Here is a 17,158-nt window from a genome sequence, read left to right on the forward strand (position 1 = left end):
TGATCACTGCTATATTAGCTATATAAATTTATCCAATTATTTAAAATCAAAAATTATGAAAAAAAGACTTTTACTCATCGATTTCAGACGTAATGTTGTGAAAAAAATCAACCTTGTAATCCTATTACTAGGCGTTTCAGTTGCCGTAAATGCGCAAACGGCAAAAAGTGTATTTAATCTAGACAATGCCACTGATGGATGGGTAGCAGGTTCAGGAGTAACACCTGATTTCGCTACAAACCCAGGGTTTTTGATAGCTAAGAACGATGGACAACAGAAACAACCAAATATTAAATTGGACGCTACAAAATTTTATATTCAGGCGGGTGATGGTGTTGCACATAAAAACAGGTATCTACATCTACGATTTAGAAATCTTCCCGATGGGCAAGCAAATGAAATTAGGGCTGTCTTCAAAAAATTCACACCCCCCGGTACTGCTGACGAATTCGTGAATCATAATAATTCCGCTAATGCTGTTGAAGGCGTTACACCTCCTTATCCTACTACTACCTTTACTACCATAACTCTTGATCTGACAAAAGGGACTACTCCTGACGCAACAGAGTGGCGAGGCCAAAAGCAAATTGAAATTAGGTTTAATATACTTTCTAGATTAGCCTACACAGGTGATGTAGAGGTTGACTATATCATTTTTAGTGATGATGCAGTTTTACCCGTAACACTTACTGATTTCACAGCCAAATCTGTAAACGGTGCAGTAGAACTAAACTGGTCAACAGCATCAGAACAAAATAATAAAGGTTTTGAAGTTCAACACTCAACAGACGGGCAAACTTTTACAACCATTGGCGAAGTAAAAGGTAACAACAATTCAAGCGCAAAAAACACATACAGCTTTACAGATAAAGGCGCTGTTGCAGGAACCAATTATTACCAATTGAAACAAGTAGACAATAATGGTGATTTTAAAATATATGGTCCAAAAGCAGTTTCTATCTCATTTAGCAGTAACGACCTTAGCGTTTATGCAAATTCATCATCTGTAAATGTTAACATAAACAGTGCGTTAAATTTAAACAACGTAAGTATAACAGTGGTTAATGCTAATGGCCAAAAAGCAGCTAGTAGCAACGTACAGATTGTTAAAGGAGCAAATACAATTACAATACCTGCAGTGCTTACTAAAGGGGTTTACATCTTAAATATACAAGGTGCTGGATTAAACGATGTTAAAAAGTTTATCGTTAAATAATAAAAAATAGAAGCAATCGGTTTAATATTAAGCCGATTGCTTTTAAATATATATTGAGTTTAATTCATTAAATATCCCATGGAAATAATAAAGATCTCACTGCTTTCTGCCTTTTATGTTTCGCTAGCGTCGCTTAATAACGCTTAAAGCAAAAAGTTAATTCCATTACAGGTTAGGGTAGATGTACGGGGTGATTCTGCTGAACTTAACCAGGTTATTGGTGGCGAATGGGTGAGCGTGGGGATTAAAAAGCCAGAAGCTATTCAACTTGATTATACCAATTTGTTTAAAGGAAAACCTAGCTATAAGTTTTATTTAAATTCGGGATTTACCGAGTTGGTGGGTAGTACGGTGCCAGTTGAGTACAACTTATCTAACTACTCGCAAAAGATAAAATAGTTTTTATGTCTTAACAACTTAAGCTTATTAATTATAAACTTGAGCTTTTTCTTATACCTATTTTCGAAACCCTTAGCTAACTTTATGAGCGGAACCCTCTTCAAATTGTATTAAAAAGATTTTACTGTTTTTGAACTGATTTTTAATTCAAATTACTCAAAACTGAAAGCATTTTACCGAATATCAAAACCCTGTAAACTCTCGAAAGCCTATTTTCGATAAACTAATTATTAACCAATATTGTACAATTATATTCTTAAGCCTATTCAAAAGCTTAGTCTGAAAATTTTTAGCGTTTTACACCTAAAGTTTAAAGCTATTTGAGTGCTAATAGATTTATGAGGATTTACAAACAACACTGACCAATAAATGAAAAAAACGATAATTCTGCTCCTAATTGCAACGCTAAACTTCTCATTAGCCAAAGCTGATGATATTGATGACATCTCTAATAAGTACATGTCGTGGATTTTGGGCTCTGCTCAAGTTGACTATTCGAATCCTTTAATTAAAGAAAGGTATAAGGCAATATTGGGCTATGTAGATAAAGCTCATAAAACCTATGATAGTTTCAACTTCTACTCGACTGATGCCTACGTACTAACCGGTAAAAACGGTCAAGGAGAAGTGAGGGGTGTATTGCGAAATATCTTGTTCCCGCTCTCCTTAGGATATCAGTTGCCAGGCGATCTTTCAAATCCGAACCCAGACTATAAGAATCCCAATACGCTGAAGAAAATTACCTCAGTATTTCAATACCTCCATAAAAAAGGATGGAAAAAAGGGTTAGATTTGGGTTACGGCAAGTTAGATTCCTACAAAAAAACCGGCGTTATAGGTTTTGGTGGATCTATGGGGAACAATGTTTTGCCTTATGGTCTTTCGGTTTATTTAATGAAAACCGAACTATCAGCAAAAGGTATGTTTGCTACTGAAATTGAGATGTTAGACTGGATATCCAATTCTGCTGGCACAGCCTCAGATTTCCCTTTACTTTGGGAAGAAACAGGTTACAACAGCGACGGCGTTAGAGCGATGTTCAATACCAGACTTTGTTATGTGCTAAGCTTACCAAAAGACAGTCCATCTAGGAAAACGGAAATGCTTTTTTTACAAAAACTTTTCAATAAGGCTTTACAAATTTCAAATGGTTGGGCCGATTTTATCAAGTCCGACTATTTAGGTTATCACCATAAAGGTGCTTATCTGTCTGCTTATGCTCCCGGGGCTTTGCACACGGCATCGCTAATGACTTATCTTTTAAAAGGCTCGAGCTATGAGGTTGGAGAAAAGGCGATAGAAAATCTTTCAAAAGCAATTTTAACCACACGTATTTATTCTAATAAATATGATGCACCCAGAGCTTCAAACGGAAGGTTCCCAACAAGTTTGGGAGGCTTACTTAATAATATGCCTTATTTCTTATATGTAGCTAATAAAGATAATCCTTTACAACAGGAATTAAAGTCGGCATTTATGAGACTTTGGGATCCGAAAGAACATAAGTTTAAATCTTTTTTAGACGATGTTGATGGTGGTATTACATATCATGGTTCCTTAGGTGCTCTTGAATTAGCCATTAATACCGCTCATCAAAATATTGCTAGCGAAAAGGCACCAAATGGCTATTGGTATTTTCCTAACGGAGGATTAACCATCTACCGTCAACACGAATGGCTCGTATCCTGGAAAGGTATTAGCAAGTACATTTGGGATTATGAATCTGGTTCAGGGGAAAATATCTACGGCCGTTACGCTAGTGCTGGAGTGTTGAGTATTTTAGCAAGCGGAAATCCAATATCAACCGTGGCAAGTGGTTATGGTATTGATGGTTGGAACTGGACAAGATTGCCAGGAGCCACCACTTTTGACTTACCTAGTGAAAAAGTAAAGACTCGTAAAACCCGTAGTTTTATCCCCGAAAGCTTTTTAGGAGGAACTAACCTAAACGGCAGTTTTGGTGTAAGCGGAATGAACTACATGGATCCTTATAGTAGTTTAAAAGCAGACAAGAGTGTTTTCTTTTTTGATGATTATTTGGTTGCCATAGGTAGCAATATTACCGCGGTAAATGACAAGCAATTGGTTCAAACTACTTTAGCTCAACTGTCCATCAATAAAGAAAACAGTGTTTCTTATTTTAACGATAAAAAGATAAGCAGCTTAAATACCAAAATCAAAAATGATGGTGGCAAAGTCGCAAGCTATGTTGATGTTATGGGACACGCCTATTACGTTAAAACATCAGACGAAATCTTAATTGAAAGAACAACACAGACAGAGCCACAACAATCTGGTAAAAAAACTGCATCGGGTGATTTTGAGACCGCTCGGATTATTCATGGTGCCAACCCAAAAAATAGTTCGTACCAATATGTAATCAAAGTAAACGGTCGAACACAAGGAGCAAAAACGCTTAAAAGTGATTTTAGTAAGCTCTTTAAAATTGAGCAACAGGATAGTGTCGCTCATATTGTAAGCTACCAACCAAAAAATATTACAGGATACGCTATTAGGAAAGAAAACACTTCTTTAGCGGATGGACTGATTCTTAGTGCCACAAAACCTTGCTTTGCCATGGTTGGCCGAGAAAAAGGAGATCAAATAAAACTGTCTGTTGCTAACCCTGAGTTGGGGAGAACAACAGAATTCAAACAATATAACGACGTTATTACAAAAGAATTATGGCATGCAAAAAGTACGGTTCAACCCGTACGACTTACGTTAAAAGGAAGCTGGAGTTTAGCGTCCGGTTCAACGCCATCTGATGCAAAAGTTATTTCAAAAGGAGCAACCACTGTTATTGAGTTTAATTGTTTCGACGGAAAAACTATTCAGGTTGACTTAGTTGAAAAATTAAAATAAGACTAACTAGATTTGGATCAGTGGTACCGAACCAGCTAATTGAATGACCAGTTAAATAAAAAAGCGGCTTGATAAAATTAGTCCTATATTTTGTAGGAATTCCATCAGCAACAGCTCTATTTAATTGTGACTAACCAAAAATGAAAGCATTTTAGACAAATTTAGAGGGCTCATTTAAGACTTCTAAATTTGTCTTTCCGGTTTTAAATTTTGTGTCAAAGTGATACTCGAATTAATCTTTCTAACTTCTATATTTTTTATAATTACAAGCGTGAATATGGGATATTTTGAAAAAATTAAATGGAATAAAATTATACAAACGGCCCCCTAAATCAATTGGACTAACAAATAAAACTAAATACCGGGTTTACCGGACAACAATGAATATTAATTTAAATTAAGAGGATTAAATTTATAAGAAAATGAAAACACAAAAGTATTTAATTATTGGAGTTTTATTTTTAATAGCTGCCTGCAGTAAACAAAAGAAAACTAAGTTAGATCCGGATAAGGGAATAAATCCACCAATAACAGTTATTGAGAATGACACATTACTTAATGTAACCTACGAGAATGGCACTACTAATTCGGGTATTACTGGCGTAAACTCTACACATGCAACAGCACCGGATGCCGCTTACATGGTGACAGAGGCCGCCAGTGGGGAATATGCAGTGGCACATAAAGTTGTAGATGGCGACCAAGGCTACTGGTCCAGTAATAGTTTTAGAAGTGAGAGTGATGCCAGCGAAGCTCCTGGCGCCCGCTTTCTCCCGGGAAATGAACGCCGTTATGAATTTAGCGTCCTATTAAAGGACTGGAGCCCATGGAACAACGTAGACCCTGCCCCTGAAACCAATATTTTCCAACTAAAGCTTACCAATGGGGAAGTGCCACTTCAAATAAGAACGAAAAGAAATTCGATGTTATTACGGTTTTCTGTTGCCAATAAAAAACCCAATGTTACTGTTATAGAGGATGTACGATCTTACGTAAATAAATGGATCCACTTCCGAATAGATGTGTTATGGAAAGATGACAATACAGGATATATGAAAACCTATATGAAACTACCGGAGCAACTCGACTACGTTCTGGTAGATGATAAAACAAATTATCACAGCTATTATGCCAGTGGCAATTCAGGGCAGCATGGATATATTAAATGGGGTTTATATATAACGCCCAAAAATATTACCCGCATTGCTTATCATGATGATATTAGAATCATCAAACTCCCTCTGCAAACAAACAAATAAAAGCTACTCCGACTTATGACTCTGAAATTTAAATATCCCAATATAAAGCTCAGCCTAGTAACTGAGCTTAAAGAAATTAAAAAATAAAATATAAGCAAAAGCCCCATTCTTACCCCAATCATAATGACGAAACCAATTAAAACAGGACTAACAATATTAATTTTGCTCGTGGGGAGTTGTTATGCACAAAACCAGTCAGATTTAACACCAGCTAAAAGTTTAATAAAAAGAGTTTTACCAAATCATTTTCAATAATTTGAATTAGCGCTTCTGCCATCTTCAAAAAAAGACACCTTTCAAATTACAGCGCAGAACAATAAAACTTTTAGCTTTTAACTTAATAACACTTTAAAATTATGAAAAAATTACGCTTGCTATTCTTTATCGCTCCTTTATTAGGGCTTCAGCTCTGCGCAATTGCACAAACCACCGAGTGGAAGGAAGTAGAACCTGGAGTATGGAAAACCGTAGTTGGAAAACCTGGCGATTATAATTTATTAACTGCGGCGGGGGCTAAACCTAATCAACAAGCACTTGAAAAATTAGGCTCGGCAGCATTTCCATTACAAAAATCAGAGATTGAATTTAGGGTAGAAAACGGGAAAACTTACTTAAGGTTTCCATTGCAACGGCAAGAGCAACTGTTCGGATTTGGGCTTAATTTTCAGACGGTTTACCAAAGAGGGAAAATTTTAGAACTGCATGTTGACCATTACGGCGGTAAAGATAACGGACGTACACACGCTCCAGTGCCGTTTTACGTTTCCTCAAATGGTTATGGTGTATTTATCAATTCGGCAGAGTATATTAAGGTTTGGGCTGGTACGGGCGTTAGAAAAGACAGTCCGAACTTCCCCACGCCGAAAGACAGAAATACCGATAAAAAATGGTCGTCTCGTCCATATTCTGATGCGGTAGAAATGTTAGTTCCTGCAGAAGGTGCAGAAATTTACGTGTTCGGAGGTCCAACTGCTTTAGATGCGGTTAAAAGATATAACTTAATGAACGGCGGTGGTGTATTGCCTCCACGATGGGGTTTGGGTTTTACCCAACGCGTCATGACCCGCTCTACAGAACAAGATGTAGAAACCGAAGTGGAGAATTTTAAGCAAAAAGGCTATCCCTTAGATTTTATTGGTTTAGAACCGGGTTGGCAAAGTAAAGCTTATCCGGGTACTTTTTCTTGGGATAAAAACCGTTTCCCAAATCCTCCAGCTTTTGTTGAAAATATGAAACAAAAAGGAGTTAGACTTAATTTATGGATTAACCCTTATGTTTCGCCAGATGCACCTTTTTATAAAGAGATTTTGCCTTATACTGCTTCGCATACGGTTTGGTTGGGTGTAATTCCAGATTTTACTATGTCCGAAGCCCGTAAGCCATTTTTCAATCAGCTAAAAACAGACCAAGTAGACATGGGCGTAAGCGGTTATAAAATAGACGAAGTGGATGGTTACGATTATTATTTGTGGCCAGATGTAACCAAGTTTCCATCAGGGCATAGTGCCGAGCAAATGAGACAGACCTACGGTTTGTTAGCCATGCGTTATACTGCCGATTTATTTAAAGAACGCAACCAAAGAACCTACGGTTTGGTTCGGGCATCAAACGGAGGAGCTTCTGCCTTACCTTATGTGCTTTATAACGATTATTATAACCATGAAGATTTTATTACGGCCTTAATTAATAGCGGTTTTGCTGGCGTATTATGGACACCAGAGGTGAGGGCTTCTAAAACTGCCGAAGAATGGTTACGGCGCTTCCAATCCAACGTTTTTTCTCCAATGGCTATGATTAATGCATGGTCAACCGGTACCAAACCTTGGACTTACCCCGAAGTGGAAAAACAAGTTAAAGAATTTGCATTGTTGCGGATGAAAATGATGCCTTATTGGTATTCAGAATTTGCTAAATATCATTTTGAAGGAATTCCACCGTTTAGGGCTATGAATTTAGAGCCAGGCTTTAATCAGGAAGTAGTTAGTCAGGAACAAAAAAATGTAAACCTGCAAGAAAACCCTTACGCAGAAGCCGCTTCTAAAGAAATCAAAGACCAATATATGGCCGGAGAAAATTTGTTGGTAGCGCCAATGTTTACCGGTCAAACTTCTCGTAAGGTAGTGTTACCTAAAGGCAAATGGTTTGATTTTTATACCGGAAAACTTGCTGGAGACGGCGAAGTAATTAATGTAACACCAGGCTTGGATATCATTCCGGTTTTTGTGAAAGACGGGGGAATTGTGCCCATGATGCCACCATTATTGCATGCACCAAAAGCAGAAGAAAAAGTGAATTTGGAAATCAGATATTACGGTACCAAACCGGGAACTTACCAATTGTATGATGATGATGGAGAAACCTTTAATTATGAAAAAGGCGCTTATAGTTTTAGAACGATCAGTGTGAATAGAAAGGCTGATAAAATTGTAGGGAATATTGCCAAGTCTGAGAAAGGGAAACCTAATTCCTTTGCAACTATTACTTTTACCATGATGACGAAGTAGAAACTTGCGGAAGCAAATTCCGGCCAATATCCTGTCGCATTCTTAAGTTTCGTCTTTCAACCCTTAATTCGAATTATTAACTTTAATACACTTAATTTTTAAAAACTAAATTTTTCGTTGATCTGCAATTTGTCCGCTTAAAAGTGTTGCGTTAGTTGCACTGTATAATGATACGCTAGAAAATTCTAAGGACCCACCAGCTAATTTATCAAAAGCAACACCTTCGATAGAGACGTTTTGGGCAAAGATTTGCAAAGAGAAAAAGCTCAGCAAAAATAAAAAAATCGTTTCCATTTTAAACATTTAGGGTTATAGCTTCGTAAGTTTCAAATGTATTATTTTTGGGTTTTATAAATATTATACAATTAATTGTTTCTATTGTCTGTTTTATGTGCTCAATAATTTCCTGTATTGCCCGGGGCAATTTTAGCGGAAGTTGTAAAAAACTTATTGAAGTGAGAGGTATCAGAAAAATTCAGCTCGGCAGCAATCTCATTTATAGTTTTTGTACTATGGGTAAGCAAAACTTTAGCTTCTATAAAAACCCTTTGTCTGATAAGATCCTGTGCTGTTAATCCCACTGTCTTTTTGCTTATTTGGTTAAGCTTTTGAGTGGTAACATTTTAATTTTTCGGCATAATCATTCACCAATTTGTTCGTTTTAAAATTTCATCAACCTTTTCCGGTATTCAAACAAAACACTTTCAATTTTAACATCAAAAATGCTTACATCTTCTAAAATATGGTGAATTAAGACGTTTATGTAGCATGCAACTATACTTATATCCCCTTTTATGGTGGTAAGTCTATTTAATATAGTTTCAATAAAGTCATCTTGTTTGAGAGGTAAATGGGCAGGCATTTTATAAGGGAGATCTCTGATAGGTTTGCTCTCAAATATTTCTTCTTTAAACAATAAAACGTAACCCTTAGGAATGCTAGAAAAATCCCAACAATGGGTTTAATTTGGACGCAAAAAAATATGTCTGGAGCTTTTATCAGATAAAAAACATCATCAATACTATGAATTCCAGAGCCTTTGCTCAAAAAAATAAGTTCAAAATAAACTGCATGATTATGAGGTTTGGTAGACTTAACCACCTCCTTCATTCTGGAAATTTTAAAAAGCCTAAATTCTTCTAGTTTAGACTTTGACGGAATTGTATTTATGTGGATTTAAGATGCATTTGCTTCAAATATTTAACGAAACATCATATTTATGTTAAAAATTAAGTTTGAAAGTAAGCTAAGAAAATTGAATTTTGAATAAATGGCGCACTAGATGTTTTGTGTCTTAGTCTATACCCAGTTCTTTCTTTTGCTTATCGTCAATCTTAGGTGGTGAATCAATCATCACGTTACGTCTGAACCTGTTTTTAGGAAAAGCAATGCTCATATTTGTTCATTTTTGTAATTATAATCGTCTAAATATATTAGAATGTGGCACCTTAAACTGGCATATTGAAACTCAAAAGAGATTTTAATTAATGTGTCCAAATATTGGAGGAAAACCACATTCTACTGGCAATGAAGAGGAGGTCATAAATTTTACCTTATTCATCATCGTCGCTTACGCTACCCTGCATAGGTTTATTTGTTGCAGTAATCTTTGTAGGAAGAGGCGCCTTAGTATCCTTTAACCAAGTCAGCAAATCTTTTAAAAGCTCATCCCTCATTTTAGGGTTTTTACTGGCCAAATTGTTTCTTTCTCCAATATCACCTTTTAAATTGTACAACTCTATCGCATTATTATTAGCTATATTTTTGATTCCCCCATTATTGATCCATTCTTCGTAATACAGCATCAATTTCCAATCGCCTTTACGGATTACTGATACTGGTGTCGAACGGAAAATTTTATCTCGCCCACGGATTACTGGTTTATTCAAATATCCAGGGAAATGCCAGAATATAGCTTTACGGCTAGTGGTTTTGCTTTTATCGGTAAATAATGGCATCAAGTTTTCTCCGTCTAATTGCCTGGGTGTGCCGCCCGCTAAAGCCACAAAAGTTGGATAATAGTCTAAATTGATGATAGGTGTGTGGTTGATTGTACCTGCTTTAATTTTGTTTGGCCAATAAGCCACAAAAGGCTCGCGGATGCCACCTTCATAATATGAACCTTTGTTTCCTCTTAAAGGCTCTTGCGGAGATTCGTCTGTTGCGCCGTTATCACTGGTAAAGAGTACTAAAGTATTTTTATCTAAACCCGATTCCTTTAAAAACTCGACCACCATACCTACGGTTTCATCAAAATCTGTGGTACAGCCTGCGTATAACGCTGTTTTTTTGTCCAGTCCTTTTGCTTCATACTTTTTAAGTGTTGCAGGCTTAGCTTCGTGGTTGCCATGGATAGCGTGATGCGCCAAATAGGCAAAAAATGGCTTGTTGTCATCTTTATGCGCTGTCATGTATTTGATAGCCTCATTTGTTAAGGTAAACATCCCTTTTGGATCTTCTGGAATGCCCCATTTTTTATTCGGATTAGATTTTCTAGCATCTATATAAACATCAAAGCCCTGCACCAATGGGCTAGTTTCGGGTTTAGTGCCCAAATGCCACTTTCCGAATATAGCGGTGTTATAGCCCTCGGCTTTTAGTGCCTCCGCAACAGTTACGAAGGAGGAAGCAAGGTTACTGGTATTTTGCACCGTTACAACCTCCATCTTCTCAATTGGCCCACGGGTGGAGCTACCTACCGCATAAACACCGTGGCGGGGAGTATATAGTCCGCTAATTAAGCAGGCTCTGCTTGGGGCGCAGTTCCCAGCTCCAGCATACGCATTGTCAAAAACCATCCCTGCTTTAGCCAAAGCATCTATGTTTGGGGTTTCTATAAAAGAACTTCCGGTATAACCGCAGTCTTTGTAGCCTAAATCATCGGCAAATATCACCACAATATTGGGCCTCTTATTTTGTGCATACACTGCCGTCAGTGCAGAACAAAGCATCAATACTACAATAAGTTTCTTCATCGGTAGTTTTTTTAAATAATTGAATTTAAATTAAAATATCTATTGTTTACACTTACTTTCATTGTCAGAGGGCTAATAAATAAAAACATTTAAAAATTTCTCCGGAAAGTTTTTATTTAATTTTTATCGATAAATAAGTCGTTTGATAATGTTTGATGTTTATTAGAAGACGCATTTCCCCACTTAATGTCTAATTTATTTTCACTGTTTACTTTATAACTATAGTAAATCTTTATCGGGTGATACCCACTCTTTAAAATTAAGCTGTTTGCTTTTGTTGTATTAGCCTGATACCCATAATCCGCATCAATAACTGAAGCATTATGAATACGTACAAATGCTTTCGTTGATGTGCTAACATGAAAATTATACTTTCCATCTGATGGCACATAAATATAGCCTTCAAATACATAAATCAAATCTTTCTTACTCTTAACGCTTTCTACATCAATCGCTTTTAAACTTCCTTTATCAACAGCATTTAAGTGACTTACATTAGGTAACCATTTGTAGTGATTTTCAAAACTTTCCCAATTGACACCTTTTTGCGGTTTAACAATATTTACTGAAGGTATTGCTGCTGTATCATATGGTCTTTGCGCAGTACTATCTGACCTACGTATCTGTAAAACACGCTCCTTCATATAATTCTGTAAAGATTGCATTTCTGGAGACGTCGCTAAGTTTTTAGTTTGATGCGGATCTTTTGTCACATCATAAATTTCAAAATCATCTGATGCACTTTTTATATCATAACGCAAGCCTACCAAATCGCCAACCCTTAGCATCTGCATTTGCTTACGAGATTTTACTCGGTTGTTTTTAGCAAATTCTTCATAATTAGGGCTTCTACCTCCTTCAAAATACTCACTATAAACCAAACTTGTATCTTGCTTGCCCTGCTTTGTTAAGATAGGTAATAAAGAAACGCCATCTGAATTTGCCGGAGCAGGTAAGCCTGCCATTGCAGTAAATGTTGGCAACCAATCGTACATCATACTTGGCTTAGCAATTACTTGTTCTGCCGGAATTTTACTTGGCCATCTTGCAATTGTAGGCATACGCATACCTCCTTCTAACACATCTCTTTTAACACCATCAAATGGACCAAAACTGTTGAAAAAATCGGCCCGGTAAGGTTCTTTTAGATACGATTCTATAGAAGGTCCATTATCAGAAGTAAATACAACTAATGTATTGTCATCAATTTTTAAATCTGCAAGCACTTTTAATAAATCTCCCACTTGATCGTCAATTCGCCTAACTGCCGTTGCATAACGCTTATAAACATTTGGCCATTCAACCTCAGGAGTTTTCGGATTGTTATCATTGTCATAAGTCTTATTAATATAGTCTGGGTGAATCCACGAATCAATTTTCCCACTAGCAGTATTTATCATGTGCCCTGGTTTATCTAGCCATTGCAAGCCCCCCGTTAACCCTCCACCTGCAGGATAAGCTTGAGTTGGGAGCTCCAATACTGCGTGTGGTGTATCATAGGCTAAATACATAAAGAACGGTTTGTCCGTTTTTCCGCTATTTTCTACAATCCACTTTTTCGCAACTGCAGTAAACAAATCGCCAGTATAGCATTTATCCAACTGCTCACTAATTTCCTTATAGCCTTCGTAAACTTTCTTTGGCCCTCCGTTGTGTTGTTTGCTTGGTCCTTCCTTAGGATAATGCTCATGTCCATCTCCGTGGCTGATGTAGCCCATATAATAATCGAATCCTCTTTTCAAAGGATGTGCTGGCCATTTTTCATCTAGAACATCATACTTCTTATTTCCTTGTAAACCCCATTTGCCAATTGTTGCAGTTTTATATCCAGATAACTGCATTACGTTGCCTAAAGTATAATTATCAGCTAAAGCTCTATCAAATTGGTTATCCCGCACATTTGCATGTCCTTGGCTTAAACCCGATAGAAGTGAAGCTCTGGAAGGCGCACAAACTGGTGCTGCTGCATATTGATTGGTAAACATAGCACCCTCTTTTGCCATTTTATCCAACATCGGAGTTAAATGGTAAGGCTCTTCTCTCTCGTCTTTTTCTTTTCTTAAATTTTGAAAAAACACACCAACATCCCCGTAACCTAAGTCATCGGTTAAAATAAAAATGATATTTGGTTGCTTTTTAGAAGCCACTGCTTTTTTTTGCGCAACAGAAAACTGAGTACACATTGCCATTAATAAGATAAACGGCAATGATTTGATATTATAGGATTTCATAATTAAGACCTTAAATTAATTTACACGGGTATTTGGAACATTTTGGATGTTTTCTAATAGCGCATCCAACTCCTTAATTTTTTCCGAATATTTTGCTGCCAAAATATGGCTTTATTCGATTTATTAACATTTTTTTTTAGAATTCACAATAGTAGTGCTGATAAATGTACCGCAATGTTTAATGTGAATAGGATTTGTTGAAACAAGACAAACTTTTCTATATAATACTGCTCCTGGACACCAACAGGCAGATTCTGAGAAATTTTCTAGACGAACCGCTAATACATTGTTGCCACCCCAATTGATGAATTTAGTAATATCAAAACTGAAAGAGGAGTACCCATAAGTCCATTCTCCAACAAATTGATTATTAAGATAAATTTCAGCATGGCTCATAGCCCATCAAACTCTAAACTAGTACTTTTGAACTTTTCGTTGGATTCAAATTTCAAGTGTTTTCTGTACCAGGCTAACCCTTGATATGGCAAACCACCAATTCTACCTGTTCTTTCAGCTTCAATGTTTTCTCCATCCTTCAGTAACTTTGCCAATTGAACATCAATTTTCTTGTTGAATGGCTGACTATTTGCCCATTCATGCGGATCAGTGATTTTTTTTCAACTTTTTTCATCTATTTTAATTGATACACCATCTTTTGTGTCTTCGTTTTTAAAAAACCAATCATTTTCTAGTTCAATTGAAGCTCTAATTCTTTGAGCGTAAGTTATATTGATAAATAATGTTAGAATTAACAATGCATATAAAAATTTTAAGACAGACGATGCTTTTTTTTGAGTTAATAATCATTTGGAAATAAGAAGTACCTAATTATAATCAATTTACACAACCTAAATAAGCAAAATCGTATAAATTGTATCACAAATAATGAGAATAGAATTATGACAAACTTTAATTTATTTCTGGAATGTATTTATTGTAAATTGTATTTGACAGACATTTTTAGTGAATTCAAAGATTAAGGTTATTAATTATATTTTTGAGGTTTAGCTAATCAAAAAACGGGGGCTATAAGGTCATTTATTCAAAGAATTGTATTTTATGAATATGTTCAGAACTCTGTTAATATATTTCGATAAATTAACCTAGATAATTTATTTAATAAAATTAGTTTTAACACCAATTGCGTCCTAAACGATTAAAAAAAGAGAAAGGAAAGTTTTAACTCATCGTTACCTTTGAGGTGCACAAAAACAAACCCTTTCTCAATGGTAAATGTAACACTATTCTCCCAGATCATCTCAAAACTTGACCGCTCAAAGTTCAACAAGCTAGTAATAGCCAGCGGTTCAGATAAGCACAGCAAGGGGTATACTAGTTGGACTCATCTGGTATCCATGTTGTTCTGCCAGTTCGCCAAAAGCCAGTCTGTACGCGACATCAGTAACGGTCTGCGTTCGGCTACAGGCAATCTCAATCATCTGGGCATCCGGAAAGCACCCTCTAGATCCAGCGTGAGCTATCAGAACAAGCACAGGGATTTCAACATCTTCAAATCGTATTATTTCATATTGTTGAAAAGTCTGGGACAGCAGGCAGGGTTTAAGCAGGTAAAGTTTAGGATCAAGTCCAAGATCTTTCTTTTAGATGCTACCACAATCAGCCTGTGCCTGTCCTTGTTTGATTGGGCAAAGTACAAAACAGCCAAAGGAGCGGTCAAACTGCACACTTCGCTCGATTATGATGGCAACCTGCCTGCGTATGTAAATATTACCAATGGCATCAAAGAAAAACTATCCCAAAAGATTGAGACGGGTAGCTGTTTGGGATGATAAAAATGAACAGACCATAGAAATCATTACCAATCAGATGTCTTGGACAGCAAACACCATTAGTGAACTTTATAAAAGTAGATGGCAGATTGAAATCTTTTTTAGAGAAATAAAACAGAACCTGCATATCAAATCCTTTATAGGAACTACAGAAAATGCCGTCATGATACAGATATGGACAGCCCTGATCACCATCCTCATCCTTAAAGCGCTTAAGGCTATGGCAAAGTATGGCTGGCAACTTTCAAACCTTATTGCCTTTATCAGGCTTAACATATTTGTAAAGATAAATCTACAGAACTGGCTCGATAGGCCTTTTGAAGAACCCGATGAGCTGAAAGATAAACAAGTTGTTCAAGGGGTTCTTTTCTGAAATACCATAAGTATACCCACATATTCATTAACAACACGTGTTTTTTATCCTATTCCTAAACGTTTAGGACACTATTGGTTTTCAATTAATTTATTGTTAAAACTTACCTGATAACTGCCAAAGCTTAACACAATTCTTGCTTGTTTAAACTCATTTTCTAATGCTAAATTTAGATCTTTCAATATAGATGAAGTTGGCCATAATCCAGATGGGATTTTACGATCTTTTAAAAATGTTGGGTTGTGCGCAGCGCCATGATCTGCAGAAAGAAAAACGGTGTATTGTCCTTTACCAACAGTGACATCTAAGGTGTCGAATAAGTCCGCTAAGTTTTTATCTAACCTTAAATAAACATCTTCGGTTTCTATAGCATTAACGCCATATTTATGGCCAACATAGTCTGTAGAGGAAAAACTAAGGGTTAAAAAATCTGTACTTGAACCTTTGCCCATCTGCTCATTTTTTAACACTTCTTTGGCAAAATCAAGCGTTAACTGATTTCCGTAAGGGCTTGTTCTTATTATACCAAAATTTCCTTTAAACATTTTGGACAGATAATGTGGAAAAACAGGAGCTTTCTCTCCGCTGAGTTTCCCTTCATATAAATTATCATCAGCAGTGCTTTGGCTGTAAGTTTCAATTGGGTATAAGGTATTCCAATCTTGCTTAATATATTTTTCGGGAAGCTTTTGACTGTTAAAATCATTTACCCAAGTTGGTAAAGCATTCATATAGTAAGTACTGCTAATCCAGTTCCCACTCGCATCATCAAACCAATAAGCTGCATTTGCGGTATGACCTGCTGGTAAAATGCCACCACGATCTTTTAAGGCAGTTCCAATAACTTTCGACTGAAAGTTTGTAGCCAGTTTGAGTTCATCAGTAATGGTGGTCGATAGTAAATTTGCAGGTGACATTTCGCCAGCTTTGGAACTACCCCCTACTGTTTTCACGGTGCTGTCTCCAGTACAATACATTGATTTACCAGTTGCCTGAATGATGAAATTATTAGATGCAATTCCGTGGATTGCAGGAACCGAACCAGTGTAAATTCCCGTATGACCTGCTGCTGTTACCGTTGGTACGTAAGGTATATGCGTGTTTTCGCAAGTAAACCCTTCGTTCAATAATCTATTGAACCCGCCTAAACCGTACCTATTCGCATAGCGATATAAATAACCCCAGCGCATTTGGTCTACAACTATACCAACCACCAATTTTGGTCGGGCCGTAACATTATTGAAATTATTGCCCAATACAGGCTTGATGACTTTTTGTGCCGATGAATAAAACGGAGAAAAAAGCACTAAGAGGATAAGAATTCTTACTATTTTCATTTCAATAAATTTTTTAGAACTTTAATTTTTTCACTTCCAGCTTCTGATATAAAAGCCTCAATTCATTCAGTATTTTTTAAACTTTGTGGAGATTGCTTAGCATATTTTGGAACTATACCTAAAAAGAAATACCCATACATTGTTAAACGTACAGGTATCCCAATGTCATTAAGTTAAGGGATTAACCTCGGTAAGAACCGGATAAAAAT

Annotated in this window: 10 protein-coding genes and 3 pseudogenes; 6 read left to right on the forward strand and 7 right to left on the reverse strand. The window is 36.5% G+C overall.

From position 1 onward, the window contains the following. Positions 1 to 55 precede the first annotated feature (55 nt). From B176_RS0115950 to B176_RS0115970, 5 genes are all read left to right on the forward strand, one after another. Entirely contained in the window at positions 56 to 1,216 is a 1,161-nt protein-coding gene (locus tag B176_RS0115950; protein ID WP_017259832.1) for a T9SS type A sorting domain-containing protein, read from the forward strand. A 237-nt stretch (positions 1,217 to 1,453) separates the two neighbouring features. Beyond that, positions 1,454 to 1,615 carry a hypothetical protein gene (locus B176_RS21135; RefSeq protein WP_193372311.1) on the forward strand — a complete coding sequence of 54 codons (162 nt, stop codon included), beginning with the start codon at positions 1,454 to 1,456 and terminating at the stop codon, positions 1,613 to 1,615. A 369-nt stretch (positions 1,616 to 1,984) separates the two neighbouring features. After that, the gene (locus tag B176_RS0115960; protein WP_017259834.1) at positions 1,985 to 4,480 is read left to right on the forward strand and encodes a polysaccharide lyase family 8 super-sandwich domain-containing protein; all 2,496 of its coding nucleotides are present in this window, start codon (positions 1,985 to 1,987) and stop codon (positions 4,478 to 4,480) included. Positions 4,481 to 4,902: 422 nt separating this feature from the next. Further along, positions 4,903 to 5,739, forward strand: coding sequence for a heparin lyase I family protein (locus tag B176_RS19780; protein WP_017259835.1), 837 nt, complete (start codon positions 4,903 to 4,905; stop codon positions 5,737 to 5,739). A gap of 356 nt (positions 5,740 to 6,095) precedes the next feature. Beyond that, complete coding sequence (locus B176_RS0115970) at positions 6,096 to 8,243, forward strand: glycoside hydrolase family 31 protein (RefSeq protein WP_017259836.1); 2,148 nt, start codon at positions 6,096 to 6,098, stop codon at positions 8,241 to 8,243. A gap of 105 nt (positions 8,244 to 8,348) precedes the next feature. On the opposite strand, the gene B176_RS0115975 is transcribed toward B176_RS0115970, so the two are convergent. From B176_RS0115975 to B176_RS21055, 6 genes and pseudogenes are all read right to left on the reverse strand, one after another. Continuing rightward, the gene (locus B176_RS0115975) at positions 8,349 to 8,537 is read right to left on the reverse strand and encodes a hypothetical protein (RefSeq protein WP_154648005.1); all 189 of its coding nucleotides are present in this window, start codon (positions 8,535 to 8,537) and stop codon (positions 8,349 to 8,351) included. A 101-nt stretch (positions 8,538 to 8,638) separates the two neighbouring features. Further along, a pseudogene (locus tag B176_RS21620) lies at positions 8,639 to 8,854 on the reverse strand (helix-turn-helix domain-containing protein); the annotation flags it as partial. A gap of 942 nt (positions 8,855 to 9,796) precedes the next feature. Continuing rightward, complete coding sequence (locus B176_RS0115990) at positions 9,797 to 11,218, reverse strand: sulfatase (protein WP_017259840.1); 1,422 nt, start codon at positions 11,216 to 11,218, stop codon at positions 9,797 to 9,799. A gap of 116 nt (positions 11,219 to 11,334) precedes the next feature. After that, positions 11,335 to 13,449 carry a sulfatase-like hydrolase/transferase gene (locus B176_RS0115995; RefSeq protein WP_017259841.1) on the reverse strand — a complete coding sequence of 705 codons (2,115 nt, stop codon included), beginning with the start codon at positions 13,447 to 13,449 and terminating at the stop codon, positions 11,335 to 11,337. Positions 13,450 to 13,572: 123 nt separating this feature from the next. After that, positions 13,573 to 13,845, reverse strand: coding sequence for a sugar-binding domain-containing protein (locus B176_RS21625; RefSeq protein ID WP_017259842.1), 273 nt, complete (start codon positions 13,843 to 13,845; stop codon positions 13,573 to 13,575). Next, positions 13,842 to 14,000 carry a hypothetical protein gene (locus tag B176_RS21055; protein ID WP_017259843.1) on the reverse strand — a complete coding sequence of 53 codons (159 nt, stop codon included), beginning with the start codon at positions 13,998 to 14,000 and terminating at the stop codon, positions 13,842 to 13,844. The genes B176_RS21625 and B176_RS21055 overlap by 4 nt, the downstream gene beginning before the upstream one ends. Positions 14,001 to 14,675: 675 nt before the next feature. Here B176_RS21055 and B176_RS19785 point away from each other — a divergent pair. Next, positions 14,676 to 15,612 (forward strand): annotated as a pseudogene (locus B176_RS19785) (DUF4372 domain-containing protein). Between the two features lie 74 nt (positions 15,613 to 15,686). On the opposite strand, the pseudogene B176_RS19790 reads toward B176_RS19785, so the two are convergent. Further along, a pseudogene (locus B176_RS19790) lies at positions 15,687 to 16,949 on the reverse strand (alkaline phosphatase family protein); the annotation flags it as partial. Positions 16,950 to 17,158: the final 209 nt, after the last annotated feature.

The sequence above is a fragment of the Pedobacter arcticus A12 genome (assembly GCF_000302595.1).
GTDB classification, from domain to species: Bacteria; Bacteroidota; Bacteroidia; order Sphingobacteriales; family Sphingobacteriaceae; genus Pseudopedobacter; species Pseudopedobacter arcticus.

Bases quoted from the DNA above. Each gene is read 5' to 3' on its own strand.
- B176_RS0115950 (WP_017259832.1), top strand. From the start codon at position 56: ATGAAAAAAAGACTTTTACTCATCGATTTCAGACGTAATGTTGTGAAA.
- B176_RS0115960 (WP_017259834.1), top strand. From the start codon at position 1,985: ATGAAAAAAACGATAATTCTGCTCCTAATTGCAACGCTAAACTTCTCA.
- B176_RS19780 (WP_017259835.1), top strand. From the start codon at position 4,903: ATGAAAACACAAAAGTATTTAATTATTGGAGTTTTATTTTTAATAGCT.
- B176_RS0115970 (WP_017259836.1), top strand. From the start codon at position 6,096: ATGAAAAAATTACGCTTGCTATTCTTTATCGCTCCTTTATTAGGGCTT.
- B176_RS0115975 (WP_154648005.1), bottom strand. From the start codon at position 8,537: ATGGAAACGATTTTTTTATTTTTGCTGAGCTTTTTCTCTTTGCAAATC.
- B176_RS0115990 (WP_017259840.1), bottom strand. From the start codon at position 11,218: ATGAAGAAACTTATTGTAGTATTGATGCTTTGTTCTGCACTGACGGCA.
- B176_RS0115995 (WP_017259841.1), bottom strand. From the start codon at position 13,449: ATGAAATCCTATAATATCAAATCATTGCCGTTTATCTTATTAATGGCA.
- B176_RS21625 (WP_017259842.1), bottom strand. From the start codon at position 13,845: ATGAGCCATGCTGAAATTTATCTTAATAATCAATTTGTTGGAGAATGG.